The sequence below is a fragment of the Neobacillus rhizosphaerae genome, from assembly GCF_937468385.1.
Lineage (GTDB): Bacteria > Bacillota > Bacilli > Bacillales > Cytobacillaceae > Neobacillus > Neobacillus rhizosphaerae.
This window is the reverse complement of record NZ_CALBWS010000057.1, coordinates 1-13,547: the sequence shown is the minus strand read 5'-3', so window position 1 is coordinate 13,547 and position 13,547 is coordinate 1. Positions and strand designations below refer to the sequence as shown.

Sequence of the window (13,547 nt, the reverse complement as noted above, 5' to 3'; positions counted from 1 at the left end):
AAGCGCGGTGACGTGTGGAGCTGACTGATACTAATCGTTCGAGGACTTAACCATTTATTATTTGATTGACTCGTGTTTACCAACAACTTCTTCTACATTATCTAGTTTTGAGGGAATGAAAAATTTCTCTTGCAAAAATTCAAAAAGACATTATAATAATAAATGTCTTAATAATAGTCTGGCGGTAATGGCGAGAAGGTCACACCCGTTCCCATATCGAACACGGAAGTTAAGCTTCTCAGCGCCGATGGTAGTTGGGGCAGGCGCCCCTGTGAGAGTAGGACGTCGCCAGGCTATTATAATATTGTTCCGCAGTAGCTCAGTGGTAGAGCTATCGGCTGTTAACCGATCGGTCGTAGGTTCGAGTCCTACCTGCGGAGCCACTTCTATTACATCAAGAAAATCAGCTATGCTTCCATAGCTCAGTAGGTAGAGCACTTCCATGGTAAGGAAGAGGTCAGCGGTTCGAGCCCGCTTGGAAGCTTACCTATTTTTATATTAGAATGGCCCCTTGGTCAAGCGGTTAAGACACCGCCCTTTCACGGCGGTAACACGGGTTCGAATCCCGTAGGGGTCACCATTTTGGAGGATTAGCTCAGCTGGGAGAGCATCTGCCTTACAAGCAGAGGGTCGGCGGTTCGATCCCGTCATCCTCCACCATATTTTTTTATTATATTTCATTCCAAACTATTTGCCGGGGTAGCTCAATTGGTAGAGCAACTGACTTGTAATCAGTAGGTTGGGGGTTCAAGTCCTCTCGCCGGCACCTTATTTTTCTAATTGAATATGGAGGGGTAGCGAAGTGGCTAAACGCGGCGGACTGTAAATCCGCTCCCTCCGGGTTCGGCGGTTCGAATCCGTCCCCCTCCACCATTCATATTTTTTGAAAAATAGAACAAACTGATAGTATCAATTCTTTATTGGGCTATAGCCAAGCGGTAAGGCATCGCACTTTGACTGCGACATGCGTTGGTTCAAATCCAGCTAGCCCAGCCAAAAGAGAGCCATTAGCTCAGTTGGTAGAGCATCTGACTTTTAATCAGAGGGTCGAAGGTTCGAGTCCTTCATGGCTCATGAAAAAACAATGTTAGACCCAAGAGGTAATTCCTTCTTGGGTCTTTATTCATGAAAAGATAAAACTTGGCCTTAAATCAAAAACTGATTTAAGGCCAAGTTTTATCTTTTCAGTAAGGCTGTTTTCGCAAACATTGTTGCTTTTTCAGTTACCAGTAACCTTTAATTCAAAAAAATAGATATCCCAAGCAGATTGAATGGTTCAATTTGACCATCAATGATTCTGCTCACATAGACCACAATCTATAGTCTCTTTTCTGTTCGTCAGTAACCACCATTGGCTACCATCCCTGCACTTATTTTCTTTTTTCGGTCGTCAATACCCCTTATTGGCTACCACACCTGCTCTTATTTTCCGTTTTCGGTCGTCAATACCCCTTATTGGCTACCATACCTGCTCTTATTTTCCTTTTTCGGTCGTCAATACTTCTTATTGGCTACCATACCTGCCTTTTTTTTCTGTTTTCGGTCGTCAATACCACTTATTGGCTACCATCCCTGCTCTTTTTTCTCGTTTTCGGTCGTCAAATGATCTTAATTCAATAAAAGCAACAATCTCTTAGAAAAGAGCCTTCAGTAATGATTAACGCATATATATACACAACCTTGTCGAGTTGAGTCATTCTAATGAAAGCGGTTAAAATAGTAGATATTAAGGGCTAGGGAGGAATTCACTATGATGAAGAATCTTTCGATTATTGGAATGCCAATGGATTTAGGTCAAATGCGGCGCGGGGTCGATATGGGGCCTAGTGCAATTCGTTATGCTGGGATTAATGAACGATTAAAGCCTCTATTCGATGAAATCCACGATCTAGGTGATATACCAATTGGCAGGCCAGAAGTTGTAGTTGATAAGGTATCAAATTTAAGAAATTTGGATTTAATAGCTGAAAAAAGTACTTTGCTAGCTGAAAAAGTTGACGAAGCCATTCAATCAGGCTCATTCCCGCTTGTACTCGGAGGGGACCATAGCATCGCCATTGGCACATTAGCTGGTGTTGCTAAACACTATAAGGACCTTGGTGTTATTTGGTACGATGCTCATGGTGATTTAAATACAGCCGAGACAAGCCCTTCAGGAAATATTCATGGTATGCCTTTAGCCGTCAGTATTGGATTAGGGCACCCTTTGTTAACTGAAATCGGGGGGTATTTCCCAAAGATAAAGCCAGAGAATGTAGTTATCATTGGGGTAAGGTCGCTTGATGAAGGTGAGAGAGTTTTAATAAAAGAAAAAGGAATAAAAGTATATACGATGCATGAAATTGACCGTTTAGGCATGGCAAAAGTGATGGAGGAAACGATAGCGTATCTTAAGGAAAGAACGGATGGAGTCCATCTATCACTTGATTTGGATGGTCTAGATCCAAATGACGCACCAGGCGTTGGAACACCTGTTATTGGTGGTATAAGCTACCGCGAAAGCCATCTGGCTATGGAAATGCTAGAAGAAGCAAACATCATTACATCCGCTGAATTCGTAGAAGTAAATCCTATCTTAGATGAAAAGAATAAAACAGCTTCTGTTGCTGTAGGCTTAATGGGGTCGTTATTCGGCGAAAAATTATTATAATCCAAAAAGCAGCTGTTAAGGCAGCTGCTTTATTTTTCTAACATTATGAAAGAATACTAATTAAGTTAACTGTCCAGCTTCATACTCTACTCTAGCACTTGTTGGTTTGTTAGGGAATTTATCGATGATAATCGGACCATTCTATTGAGATAATGTTTAATATCCTCTATGAAATCAGCTAGTTGAACCCCTATTTATCCACGAACTCCTTCTAGTTGTTTATTTCTTTAGCTCTTGAAGAAAAATCTTAAACAATTTTTTCACCACTTTAGTAAATTTTTGTTAATATTATAGATATTGAGAAGTTTTTTCGTTTTTAACGAAACTTTTTCGCTAGCGATTCGTAGTATCGTATAGCAGCATTGGAGCTGAGGAAAGTTAATGGAAGCAATTGTAAAAAAAAGAATAAAACAAGTCATTAAAGGCGATCAAGATGCCTATGGTGAAATCGTTGAAATATATAAAAATAGTGTCTATCAGCTCTGTTTCAGAATGCTTGGAAACCGGCATGAAGCAGAGGATATGGCACAGGAAGCATTTATACGGGCTTTTGTGAATATCAAATCGTTTAACCAAAATTTGAAATTTTCCACATGGCTTTTTCGGATTGCAACCAATCTTTGTATCGACAGGATGAGAAAAAAGAAGCCGGATTATTATTTAGATGCAGACGTTGCAGGAACAGAGGGATTAAATATGTATTCACAAATTCCTTCTGACACCCCACTTCCGGAAAAGGAGCTAGAAAGCTTAGAATTGCAGGAAGCCGTTCAGAAGGAAATCTTAAAACTGCCTGAAAAATATCGATCAGCAATCGTATTAAAATATATTGAAGAGTTGTCCTTAAATGAAATTAGTGAAATTCTTGACCTGCCCCTTGGGACAGTCAAAACAAGAATTCATCGTGGCCGGGAAGCTTTAAGACAACAATTACGATATGTGTGATAAGAGGTGAAAATAATATGTGTCCAGAACAGATTATCGAACTAATGCATGAATATTTAGACGAGGACATCGACCAAGATAAGGAACAAATATTAAGAGAGCACCTTCAAAGCTGTAATGAATGTGCACTCATTTTTAACGAACTTAAAAAGACGATAGCTTTTGTAAAGAGTACGTCTCATGTGCAGGCACCCGCAGATTTTACGGCTAATGTTTTGTCACGGCTGCCAAAGGAGAAGAAGAAGGTCTGGATGCAACGCTGGGTAAAAACCCATCCGTTGCTGGCTGCTGCTTCCTTATTTTTCATATTAATGATGGGAAGTGTATTTTCTACCTGGAATCAGGACCGGGAGTTTTCTGTTTCAAAGCAAAAAAACTTAGTTGTAAAAAATAATACAGTCATTGTTCCTAAAGGGGAAACCGTTAAGGGCAATGTCATCGTTCGGAATGGGAAATTGAAGATCGAAGGTGAAATTCAGGGTGACGTAACGGTCATCAATGGCGAGAAGTATTTAGCGTCTGCGGGGCATGTTACTGGTCAAATAGAAGAAGTAAATGAGGTATTCGATTGGATTTGGTATCATATGAAAAAGACGGCTCAGGAAGTGGTTGATATTTTCGATCACCCTAAAACCGAATAAAAAACAAATCACTCCTTGGAGTGATTTGTTTTGTTAAGAAGGTACATATAATAAGTACAAGGTACATTTATGTTATAATAAAATGGTTGTATTCAATCTACGTTTTAAGAAAGTTACGGAGGAAGAACAATGCCGTTTACTGATTTCACTGTTTGGAAGAGTTTAGCTAGTATTGTTGATATTGTCCTTGTATGGTATGTCATTTACAAGCTGATTAACGTTATAAAGGGAACGAAGGCCGTTCAGTTATTAAAAGGTATTTTGGTCATTCTTCTTGTCAGGGTTGTCAGTGATTTTTTTGGCTTACAAACATTGAGCTGGATGATGGACCAAGTGATAACATACGGGTTTCTTGCGATTATTATCATTTTTCAGCCTGAGCTCCGGCGTGCCCTTGAGCAGTTAGGAAGGGGACGGTTCTTCTCGAGAAGCAATAATCCCGATGATGATGATCAGGAAAAAGCTTTGGAAGCGATTATAAAGGCCACAGATTATATGGCAAAACGTCGAATCGGTGCATTAATATCGATTGAAAGAGAAACGGGCATGAGTGATTACATAGAAACCGGCATCCCGTTAAACTCATCCCTTTCTTCAGAACTGTTAATTAATATTTTTATTCCGAACACACCGCTCCATGATGGTGCTGTCATTATTCAAAAAAATAGTGTTGCGGCTGCTGCGTGCTATCTTCCTTTATCGGAAAGCCCATTTATATCTAAGGAATTGGGTACGAGGCATCGGGCAGCCTTAGGAATAAGTGAGGTTACGGATAGTGTAACCGTCGTCGTATCAGAAGAGACAGGTAATATCTCACTCACCAAGAATGGCGAGCTTCATCGCGATTTAAAACTCGATGAATTAAAAGAATTACTAACGAGTGAATTGTTAGTGCATAACAAACCGAAACAGGCTTCTTCAGCTCGTTGGAACTGGAGGGGAAAGAATAATGGATAAATGGATGGATAATCCTTGGTTTATTAAAAGCCTTGCCTTGGTATTAGCTGTTCTTTTATATTTTTCGGTACATACAGGGAAAAAGATAACAGATGTCAATGTGCCGGGAGAACAATCGACAGCAACTATATCAGATATTCATGTTAATGTTTATTATGATACCGATAATTTAGTTGTATCTGGGATTCCTAATACAATTGATATTACCTTAAAAGGGCCAATCACCCATGTTCAGTCTGCCAAGGCCTCACAGAACTTCGAGGTTTATGTGGATTTAACTAACGCGAAGATTGGCAAACAGAAGGTGAAACTAAAAGTAAGAAATTTATCAGATAAATTAAAGGCAACACTCAATCCTGCCAGTGTGACCGTAACGGTTCAGGAAAAAATCACGAAGGAATTTAAAGTGGAAGCAGAATTTAACTCGAACCAAATTGAAGAGGGCTATTCTGCTGGGCAACCAGTTGTTGAACCAAATAAAGTGAAAATTACCGGTGCCAAGAGTGATATTGACCGAATTTCCTATGTAAAGGCCACTATTGAGGAAAAAAATAAACTGAAAGAATCAGTGACGAAAGAAGCTCGCGTCCAAGTTCTAGACAAGGATTTAAATAAGTTAAATGTCGAAGTGAAACCTGAGACAGTTAAGGTCACGATTCCAATAAAAAGTAACACAAAAACGGTTCCAATTAACATTGTTAAAAAAGGAATAGCACCAGAAGGAATTACCATTCAATCGATAGAACTTGATACAAATGAAGCTATTATTATGGGACAGGAAGAGGTTCTTAAGACGGCTGAAAATGTTCGAGTCGAAGTGGATATCAGTAAAATTACCGAGAATACAACACTCACTTTACCTATCATTGTCTCCAATGGAATTACCAAGGTTACCCCGCAAACAGTAAAAGTAACCGTGGTGGTGAATAAGCAAGATGAGAAAACCATATCGGGGATCCCGTTAAAAATCCAAGGATTATCCGATAATTATCAAGCGGAGATAAATGATCCTGCAAATCAGGTGATAAATTTATTGATTAATGGTCCAAGCGGAGCATTAAACACTTTGAAACCAGATGACTTTTCTGCGTATATTGATTTGTCCAGCCTTGCGGAGGGGAATCATGAAGTAAATATTCATGTGGAAGGTCCCCTTAATGTGAAGTGGAAATCTGATAAATCAAAAGCAAAAATAACGATTTCAAAAGCAAATGTATAAGATCCAGCAATATATGTTGAAGGAGAGATTTTTACAATGGGAAAATATTTCGGTACCGATGGAGTACGTGGAGTAGCAAATAGTGAATTAACGCCTGAAATGGCTTTTAAATTAGGTCGCTTTGGTGGATATGTGTTAACAAAAGATAAGGATCGTCCGAAAGTACTTATTGGCCGTGATACACGTATATCTGGACATATGCTGGAAGGGGCCCTTGTGGCAGGTTTGCTATCCATTGGTGCAGAAGTAATGCGTCTCGGAGTCATATCAACTCCTGGCGTCGCTTATTTAACAAAAGCATTAGGAGCGCAGGCAGGCGTGATGATTTCCGCTTCACATAATCCAGTCGCCGACAACGGAATTAAATTTTTTGGACCTGACGGATTCAAGCTTTCGGATGAACAGGAATTAGAAATTGAGGAGCTCATTGATTTGCCGCAAGATCAACTGCCTCGTCCTACGGGCGCTGAACTTGGGCAGGTGATGGATTATTTCGAAGGCGGACAAAAGTATCTGCAATACTTGAAAAATACCGTTGAGGAAGATTTCTCTGGAATTCATATTGCTTTGGATTGTGCACACGGGGCCACTTCTTCGCTGGCGACACACTTATTTGCTGATTTGGATGCGGACCTGTCAACGATGGGTGCTTCACCAAATGGGTTAAATATCAACGCGGGTGTTGGGTCGACGCACCCTGAAGCACTTGTAAGTTTAGTGAAAGAAAAAGGAGCCGATATCGGTCTTTCCTTTGACGGTGATGGCGATCGTTTAATTGCGATTGACGAAAAGGGAAATATCATTGACGGTGACCAGATTATGTATATTTGCGGCAAGTATATGAAAGAACAAGGGCGCTTAAAGCACGGAACGATTGTATCAACAGTAATGAGCAATCTGGGTTTTTATAAAGCTCTTGAAAATCATGGAATCCACAGTGTACCAACCGCAGTTGGTGATCGCTATGTGGTGGAAGAAATGAAGAAGAATGGGTTTAACCTTGGCGGAGAACAATCAGGCCATATCATTTTCTTAGAGTATAACACCACAGGTGATGGCCTATTATCTGGGTTGCAATTAGTCAACATAATGAAGGCTACTCAAAAGCCATTATCGGAGTTGGCTGGTGAAATGAAGAAATACCCGCAAAAGCTAGTCAATGTAAGAGTAACGGATAAGCATCATGTAACCGATAATGCAAAAGTAAAAGAGGTTATTGAGCATGTAGAAGCAGAAATGGCTGGAAACGGAAGAATTCTTGTCCGCCCGTCGGGTACAGAACCGCTTGTCCGCGTCATGGCAGAGGCGTCGACAGAGGAACTTTGTGAAGACTACGTAAACCGAATCGTCGCGGTAGTAAAAGAAGAAATGGAATTAAAGGAATAAGTTAATTCATATGCATAAGGGAACGTGAAATAGCCCTTATGCATATTTTATTATGAATGGTTTTTGAATAAAGGTTTAACCTTTTAGTTTTTAGTTGACGGACGACTGACAAATCATGTACTATTAATTTGCTTTGCTTCTTTAAAGCAGGTTTATCCATTTTTTACAGAAAGGTGGGTTAGGTGAGTAAATAAAGTCTTAAAAAAGCGCCTGGACTAATCGAGACGGTTTGATTAGTTGACGAGGAGGAGGTTTATCGAATGTTCGGCGGATACCTCCCGGTTGGAGACGCACAACCGAAAATTTCTTCTTTAAAACACTTTGGCAACTCAGTGCACAAAGAGAGGAAAATGCGCAAACTAAATGAATGTATAAAAAGGTATAGACAGATACCTTACCAAAACAGAGATAAGGGGGCAAGTACGCCCTCAAAGCACCTTGCCCCCTGTATCAGGGAGGAAACAAAAAAATGTGTGGAATTGTTGGATATATTGGAAATATTGACTCGAAAGAAATTTTATTAAAAGGTTTAGAAAAGCTTGAATATAGAGGCTATGACTCAGCTGGAATTGCTGTTAAAAATGAGAACGGCGTTCATGTATTTAAAGAAAAAGGCCGCATTGCTGATTTGCGTGCTATCGTTGATCTGGATGTAATGGCGAATATCGGAATTGGTCATACACGTTGGGCAACACACGGTGTTCCAAGCCAAGTGAATTCCCATCCCCATCAAAGTGCATCCGGCCGTTTTACACTGGTTCATAACGGTGTCATCGAGAACTATGATCTGTTAAAGCGTGAATATTTAACAGATGTATCATTCGTAAGTGAAACGGATACGGAAGTCATTGTTCAGATGATTGAGTTATTTGTTCAGGATGGCTTAGAGGTAGTAGAAGCTTTCCGTAAAACACTTACCCTTATACATGGATCCTATGCTCTTGCACTTTTAGATGCTAGGGACAATGAAACCATCTATGTGGCAAAAAATAAAAGCCCATTGCTTGTTGGCTTAGGTGATGGTTTTAATGTAGTAGCAAGCGACGCGATGGCGATGCTGCAAGTAACGGACCAATATGTAGAATTAATGGACAAAGAAATCGTCATTGTCACAAAGGATGAAGTAACGATTCAAAATCTTAACGGCGAAGTCATTAACCGTTCACCATATAAAGCAGAACTAGATGCCAGCGATATCGAAAAGGGAACCTACCCACATTACATGCTGAAAGAAATCGATGAGCAGCCACTTGTGATGCGTAAGATTATTCAAACGTATCAGAATGAGCATGGTGAGTTAACAATTGACCGAGAAATCATCGATGCTTTAAATGAAGCAGATCGCCTATATATTATTGCTGCGGGTACATCTTATCATGCCGGTCTTGTTGGCAAGCAGTTTATTGAAAAAATGGCGAAAATTCCGGTCGAGGTTCATATCTCAAGTGAATTTGGCTATAACATGCCACTTCTTTCTGAAAAACCGTTGTTTATCTTCATTTCACAAAGCGGGGAAACAGCAGATAGCCGTGCTGTGCTTGTGAATGTGAAAGAAATGGGTTACCCTACGTTAACGATTACCAATGTTCCTGGTTCAACGCTTTCTCGTGAGGCTGATTTTACGCTTTTATTACACGCTGGCCCGGAAATTGCTGTTGCCTCTACAAAGGCTTACACAGCACAGATAGCTGTTCTTTCTATCTTGGCAGAAGTAACGGCGAGGAGCCGCGGCTTAAAAGTTGGCTTTGATCTTGTGAAAGAGCTCGGTATTGTCGCAAATGCAATGGAAGTTCTCTGCGATTCAAAGGAGTTAATTGAACAGATTGCTAGAGAGTTTTTATCCGTAACACGCAACTGCTTCTTTATCGGCCGTGGAATTGACTTTTATGTGGGCTTAGAAGGTGCCTTGAAGCTGAAAGAAATTTCTTATATTCAAGCGGAAGGCTTTGCCGGCGGCGAATTAAAGCATGGTACAATCGCTTTAATTGAAGAAGGTACACCTGTTATCGCTCTTGCAACACAAGAAAGTGTCAATCTAAGCATTCGAGGAAATGTAAAGGAAGTGGTTGCTCGCGGAGCAAACCCTTGTATCATTTCGATGAAGGGCTTAAATCATGACGAAGACAGCTTCGTCATTCCAGAAGTAAATGAATTATTAACACCGCTTATCTCTGTCATACCATTACAAATACTTGCTTACTACGCAGCCCTACACCGTGATTGCGACGTCGACAAACCGAGAAATCTCGCAAAATCGGTGACGGTTGAATAATAGGGATTTATAATTGATCCTAATTGTTCACAGACAACTTAGTCGTGACCCATACAACTCGATTGAGACCTAAACAACTTAGTCGTGACCCATACAACTCAATCGTGACCCAAAAGCCTGGTTAGTAAATTTACTAACCAGGCTTTCTATTTTAATGGGGGTTATAGAATCTCCATAAAAAAGTGATAATTGTTTCGTGATAATAAAGTTTTTTAAAAAATTATCAAGTTATTTAAAACTAAATCGTCAGTTATGATATGCAACAATCTGGCCAGATTGTTGCATATCAGTAATTTCATAAAAGAGCCGTATATATTGTAAAACTAATATAAGGGGTACAGTCAGGAAAATGCGGATTTACAACGGTAAGGATTTTGAGACAAGTCATATGAGACTTTAAAAGTCCTAGTTTTGCGCGATTTTATGTCCATCTCAATAAACCCTACCCTATTGGAATTGTGAAGTGATACAATTAAGCAAACGGGCCATTTTGTGGCATTAAGGAAGGTGATTAAAAAATGAAAGTTAGAATAATCCTTGAAATTACAGGCTGGATATTAGTTATCATTTTAGGAATCATTCATTTCCTTAACGGAAGAGACCTCTCCGTTTTGTATAGTGGTTTTAAGGGTTTTATCTTTAATACAGGTTTCTTTGTAGCCATTGGGTTAATTTTCTTTGCAAATCCATCACGTTATAAAAAAAAAACAACCGTAAACGAGGATTAATAGAATGAAATAGTTGAGTTATATTCACATTAAGCAAACGGGCGCATTTCCGGAGTAAGAAATGCGCTCTTCTTAATGAATTGGGCCAGATTGTTGAGCAACACCTTTAAAGAAAATAAGATCTCTATGCTAAATTTTAAAGGAGATTGTGAAATTATGTACTTAAAGTAACGGGCAGGTTAGCGGAAGAAGGAGAGTCGAGCCGAAACGTAGAACTTATTATCAATATGTTCTAAGAATGTGGTGATTTTAATGACAGGAAAGAAACGTAAACGAATCAAAATTGGGGATGTATATGCTATACCTTTGCCTAATGGCAAATATGCTTTCGGTAGAATATTTAAAGATGCTGGCATAGGAATTTATAAATATATCGGAGAAAGTATTGAAGACATTCCAAAGGATGAGGAGTACCAATTTATTGTTGGTGTATATGAATATGTTCTAAAATCAGGAGATTGGACAGTTGTAGAAAATCGCCCTTTTAAAAGTGATGATGAAGCATATCCACCTCCTGCTTGTAACATTGATAGTATTTCAGGTGAATATTCCATTTACCATAAAGGGGAAATTCGAAGTGCAACTAAATCGGAATGTGAAGGATTAGAAGTAGCGGCAGTTTGGGCGGATAATCACATCATTGATAGGATTATGGGCGACGATAAGTGGCACAGAGATGATAAAATTTAATTTTTCCTTGTTCCAACGGGTGCGATACTTCAATAACGAAGGTCGCGTTTTTTTCTTCTTCAAGTAACGAAGCAGATTAGTGGAAGAAGAAATTTTTTCTCAGAAACAATAAATGCAACTTTAGAAGTGGATTGTTTTATCGATTTTATTACAAAAGGGAGCATTCATCTCCGCTTTTGTTTTCGATAAGCACAGTAACCGTTTGAAGCCCAAAACATACACTATGAAAAAGATCTTTCGATTAATAATGCCCAAAAAGAGGAGCGTAGCGATGGAAAAACGAACCTTAAATCAAGTGGGTGGGAATGTTCCTCAGCAATCAGAAGTGACGGAGCTGGAGGGATTGACTCCGGACCACGTAATATTATGCGGGATCTTCAAAATCCGGATATGCTCGTCCCACCGATTACAGATGCAGGCTTGCTCCCTAATTTAAAATTCTCATTTTCAGATACTTCTATGAAATTAGATCACGGGGGATGGTCCCGTGAAATCACGGTGAGGGAGCTTCCTGTAGCAACCACCCTTGCAGGAGTAAATATGAGTTTAACGGCCGGCGGTGTTCGTGAACTCCACTGGCATAAACAAGCAGAATGGTCTTATATGCTGTTAGGAAGGGCACGCATAACTTCGGTTGATCAACAAGGACGAAATTTTATTGCCGACATCGGACCGGGAGATATTTGGTACTTCCCCCCTGGTATCCCACATTCGATTCAAGGGTTGGAACATTGTGAATTTCTGCTCGTCTTTGATGACGGAAACTTTTCCGATCTTTCCACCTTATCTATCTCCGATTGGTTTGCACATACTCCAAAAGATGTTCTGTCGGCCAATTTTGGTGTACCAGAGAGTGCTTTTAACTCCATTCCTTCTGAACAGGTATATATCTATCAGGGGGAGGTTCCAGGTTTACTTGAAAGTCAAGAAGTACAGTCACCCTTCGGAGAAGTTTCTTTAACCTTCAAGCACGAACTGGTGAAACAAATCCCAATTAAAACTCCTGGTGGTAGTGTACGAATTGTGGACTCTAACAACTTTCCAATTTCAAAAACAATCGCAGCGGCACTCGTTGAGATTGAACCGGGTGCAATGAGAGAACTTCATTGGCATCCAAATAATGACGAGTGGCAGTATTACCTTACCGGACAAGGGAGAATGACTGTATTTACTGGAAATGGTGCAGCTCGAACATTTGATTATAGAGCTGGTGATGTCGGATATGTCCCCTTTGCTACAGGACACTATATTCAAAACACCGGTACCGAAACATTATGGTTTTTAGAAATGTTCAAAAGCAACCGCTTTGAAGACGTGTCACTAAATCAATGGATGGCATTGACTCCTAAAGAATTAGTTAAGAGCAACTTAAATGCTGGAACAGAATTGATCGATTCTCTGCGGATGGAGAAATGGTCTGTTGTGAATTTTCCCGGGTATTCCTACTACCCAAAAAACAGGTAGATAAGAGGTGATTTGGTCATCCATTGAGTTGTGGAGGTGTTTACTATGTACAAGACAATTTACGACCACGCAGCTGAGATTACAAGAGATGTTATAAAAGCAAGAGGGGAAGCTATTAATGGCGAAAGTGAATTATTAGAAACTTACCTAAGTGATGAAGCTGTTTCCAACTTATATAAAAAAATATTTAGAGTTCTATCTGATCAAATAATATTTTATGAGGATGCTGTGGGACATAATTATTACCTCCCACCATCTAACTCTTGTCAACCATATGCAGTTTATCAAAATTCCTCCTTATATAAGTAGTAATATCAACACTAAATCAGGGAGAGATCAGCGCTTTGTGGGTATGGATACTCATATGTTTATAGTACAAAAGTGCAAGTACCCATTAGGGAGCTTGCTTTATTAATTTTAAATAATTTCATAGTTGTTTTACATTTTCTTATAAAGTTAAATTGTGAAAATTCTCACTTAAACTGATATGAACGAAACTGTCAAGGCTCCCCACACAATTTGTTTTTTGTTTAGTTTTTGACCAACTCTAAGAAGAGAAGCGTATTTCGGCTTCTTTTTTCTTAGTTTGAGATCA

Annotated in this window: 10 protein-coding genes, 8 tRNA genes, 1 rRNA gene and 1 pseudogene; all 20 read left to right on the top strand. The window is 39.6% G+C overall.

Annotated elements, in window-relative coordinates:
• Positions 1 to 177 precede the first annotated feature (177 nt).
• The 20 genes and pseudogenes from rrf to M5A78_RS24295 all read left to right on the top strand — a co-directional run bounded on the left by rrf (position 178) and on the right by M5A78_RS24295 (position 13,261).
• Positions 178 to 294: ribosomal RNA gene (gene rrf / locus M5A78_RS24390) — 5S ribosomal RNA — on the top strand.
• A gap of 14 nt (positions 295 to 308) precedes the next feature.
• Positions 309 to 383, top strand: a tRNA-Asn gene (locus M5A78_RS24385).
• Between the two features lie 28 nt (positions 384 to 411).
• A tRNA-Thr gene (locus M5A78_RS24380) sits at positions 412 to 484 on the top strand.
• Positions 485 to 505: 21 nt separating this feature from the next.
• Positions 506 to 580: transfer RNA gene (locus M5A78_RS24375), tRNA-Glu, on the top strand.
• 4 nt (positions 581 to 584) lie between these two features.
• A tRNA-Val gene (locus tag M5A78_RS24370) sits at positions 585 to 660 on the top strand.
• Between the two features lie 33 nt (positions 661 to 693).
• Positions 694 to 766 (top strand) — tRNA-Thr (locus tag M5A78_RS24365).
• Positions 767 to 788: 22 nt separating this feature from the next.
• A tRNA-Tyr gene (locus M5A78_RS24360) sits at positions 789 to 873 on the top strand.
• Positions 874 to 921: 48 nt separating this feature from the next.
• Positions 922 to 996, top strand: a tRNA-Gln gene (locus M5A78_RS24355).
• A 5-nt stretch (positions 997 to 1,001) separates the two neighbouring features.
• A tRNA-Lys gene (locus M5A78_RS24350) sits at positions 1,002 to 1,074 on the top strand.
• A 679-nt stretch (positions 1,075 to 1,753) separates the two neighbouring features.
• The gene (gene rocF, locus M5A78_RS24345) at positions 1,754 to 2,650 is read left to right on the top strand and encodes an arginase (RefSeq protein WP_248737856.1); all 897 of its coding nucleotides are present in this window, start codon (positions 1,754 to 1,756) and stop codon (positions 2,648 to 2,650) included.
• A 381-nt stretch (positions 2,651 to 3,031) separates the two neighbouring features.
• A complete protein-coding gene (gene sigW, locus M5A78_RS24340; protein WP_248737855.1) occupies positions 3,032 to 3,595 on the top strand; it encodes an RNA polymerase sigma factor SigW in 564 nt (187 codons plus the stop codon).
• A 17-nt stretch (positions 3,596 to 3,612) separates the two neighbouring features.
• Entirely contained in the window at positions 3,613 to 4,236 is a 624-nt protein-coding gene (rsiW, locus tag M5A78_RS24335) for an anti-sigma-W factor RsiW (protein WP_248737854.1), read from the top strand.
• A 129-nt stretch (positions 4,237 to 4,365) separates the two neighbouring features.
• Positions 4,366 to 5,193: a diadenylate cyclase CdaA gene (gene cdaA, locus M5A78_RS24330; protein WP_248737853.1), complete on the top strand. Its 828-nt coding sequence runs from the start codon at positions 4,366 to 4,368 to the stop codon at positions 5,191 to 5,193.
• Positions 5,186 to 6,412: a CdaR family protein gene (locus M5A78_RS24325; protein WP_248737852.1), complete on the top strand. Its 1,227-nt coding sequence runs from the start codon at positions 5,186 to 5,188 to the stop codon at positions 6,410 to 6,412. Before cdaA ends, M5A78_RS24325 begins: the two co-directional genes overlap by 8 nt.
• Before the next feature lie 36 nt (positions 6,413 to 6,448).
• Positions 6,449 to 7,798, top strand: a complete 1,350-nt coding sequence (glmM, locus tag M5A78_RS24320) for a phosphoglucosamine mutase (protein ID WP_248737851.1) — start codon at positions 6,449 to 6,451, stop codon at positions 7,796 to 7,798.
• 469 nt (positions 7,799 to 8,267) lie between these two features.
• The gene (glmS, locus tag M5A78_RS24315; protein WP_248737850.1) at positions 8,268 to 10,070 is read left to right on the top strand and encodes a glutamine--fructose-6-phosphate transaminase (isomerizing); all 1,803 of its coding nucleotides are present in this window, start codon (positions 8,268 to 8,270) and stop codon (positions 10,068 to 10,070) included.
• A gap of 518 nt (positions 10,071 to 10,588) precedes the next feature.
• Positions 10,589 to 10,798 carry a hypothetical protein gene (locus tag M5A78_RS24310; RefSeq protein WP_248737849.1) on the top strand — a complete coding sequence of 70 codons (210 nt, stop codon included), beginning with the start codon at positions 10,589 to 10,591 and terminating at the stop codon, positions 10,796 to 10,798.
• 252 nt (positions 10,799 to 11,050) lie between these two features.
• Positions 11,051 to 11,488 carry an Imm26 family immunity protein gene (locus M5A78_RS24305; RefSeq protein ID WP_248737848.1) on the top strand — a complete coding sequence of 146 codons (438 nt, stop codon included), beginning with the start codon at positions 11,051 to 11,053 and terminating at the stop codon, positions 11,486 to 11,488.
• A gap of 271 nt (positions 11,489 to 11,759) precedes the next feature.
• A pseudogene (locus M5A78_RS24300) lies at positions 11,760 to 12,952 on the top strand (oxalate decarboxylase family bicupin).
• A gap of 45 nt (positions 12,953 to 12,997) precedes the next feature.
• A complete protein-coding gene (locus tag M5A78_RS24295; RefSeq protein WP_248737847.1) occupies positions 12,998 to 13,261 on the top strand; it encodes a hypothetical protein in 264 nt (87 codons plus the stop codon).
• Positions 13,262 to 13,547: the final 286 nt, after the last annotated feature.

Bases quoted from the DNA above. Each gene is read 5' to 3' on its own strand.
- rocF (WP_248737856.1), top strand. From the start codon at position 1,754: ATGAAGAATCTTTCGATTATTGGAATGCCAATGGATTTAGGTCAAATG.
- sigW (WP_248737855.1), top strand. From the start codon at position 3,032: ATGGAAGCAATTGTAAAAAAAAGAATAAAACAAGTCATTAAAGGCGAT.
- rsiW (WP_248737854.1), top strand. From the start codon at position 3,613: ATGTGTCCAGAACAGATTATCGAACTAATGCATGAATATTTAGACGAG.
- cdaA (WP_248737853.1), top strand. From the start codon at position 4,366: ATGCCGTTTACTGATTTCACTGTTTGGAAGAGTTTAGCTAGTATTGTT.
- M5A78_RS24325 (WP_248737852.1), top strand. From the start codon at position 5,186: ATGGATAAATGGATGGATAATCCTTGGTTTATTAAAAGCCTTGCCTTG.
- glmM (WP_248737851.1), top strand. From the start codon at position 6,449: ATGGGAAAATATTTCGGTACCGATGGAGTACGTGGAGTAGCAAATAGT.
- glmS (WP_248737850.1), top strand. From the start codon at position 8,268: ATGTGTGGAATTGTTGGATATATTGGAAATATTGACTCGAAAGAAATT.
- M5A78_RS24310 (WP_248737849.1), top strand. From the start codon at position 10,589: ATGAAAGTTAGAATAATCCTTGAAATTACAGGCTGGATATTAGTTATC.
- M5A78_RS24305 (WP_248737848.1), top strand. From the start codon at position 11,051: ATGACAGGAAAGAAACGTAAACGAATCAAAATTGGGGATGTATATGCT.
- M5A78_RS24295 (WP_248737847.1), top strand. From the start codon at position 12,998: ATGTACAAGACAATTTACGACCACGCAGCTGAGATTACAAGAGATGTT.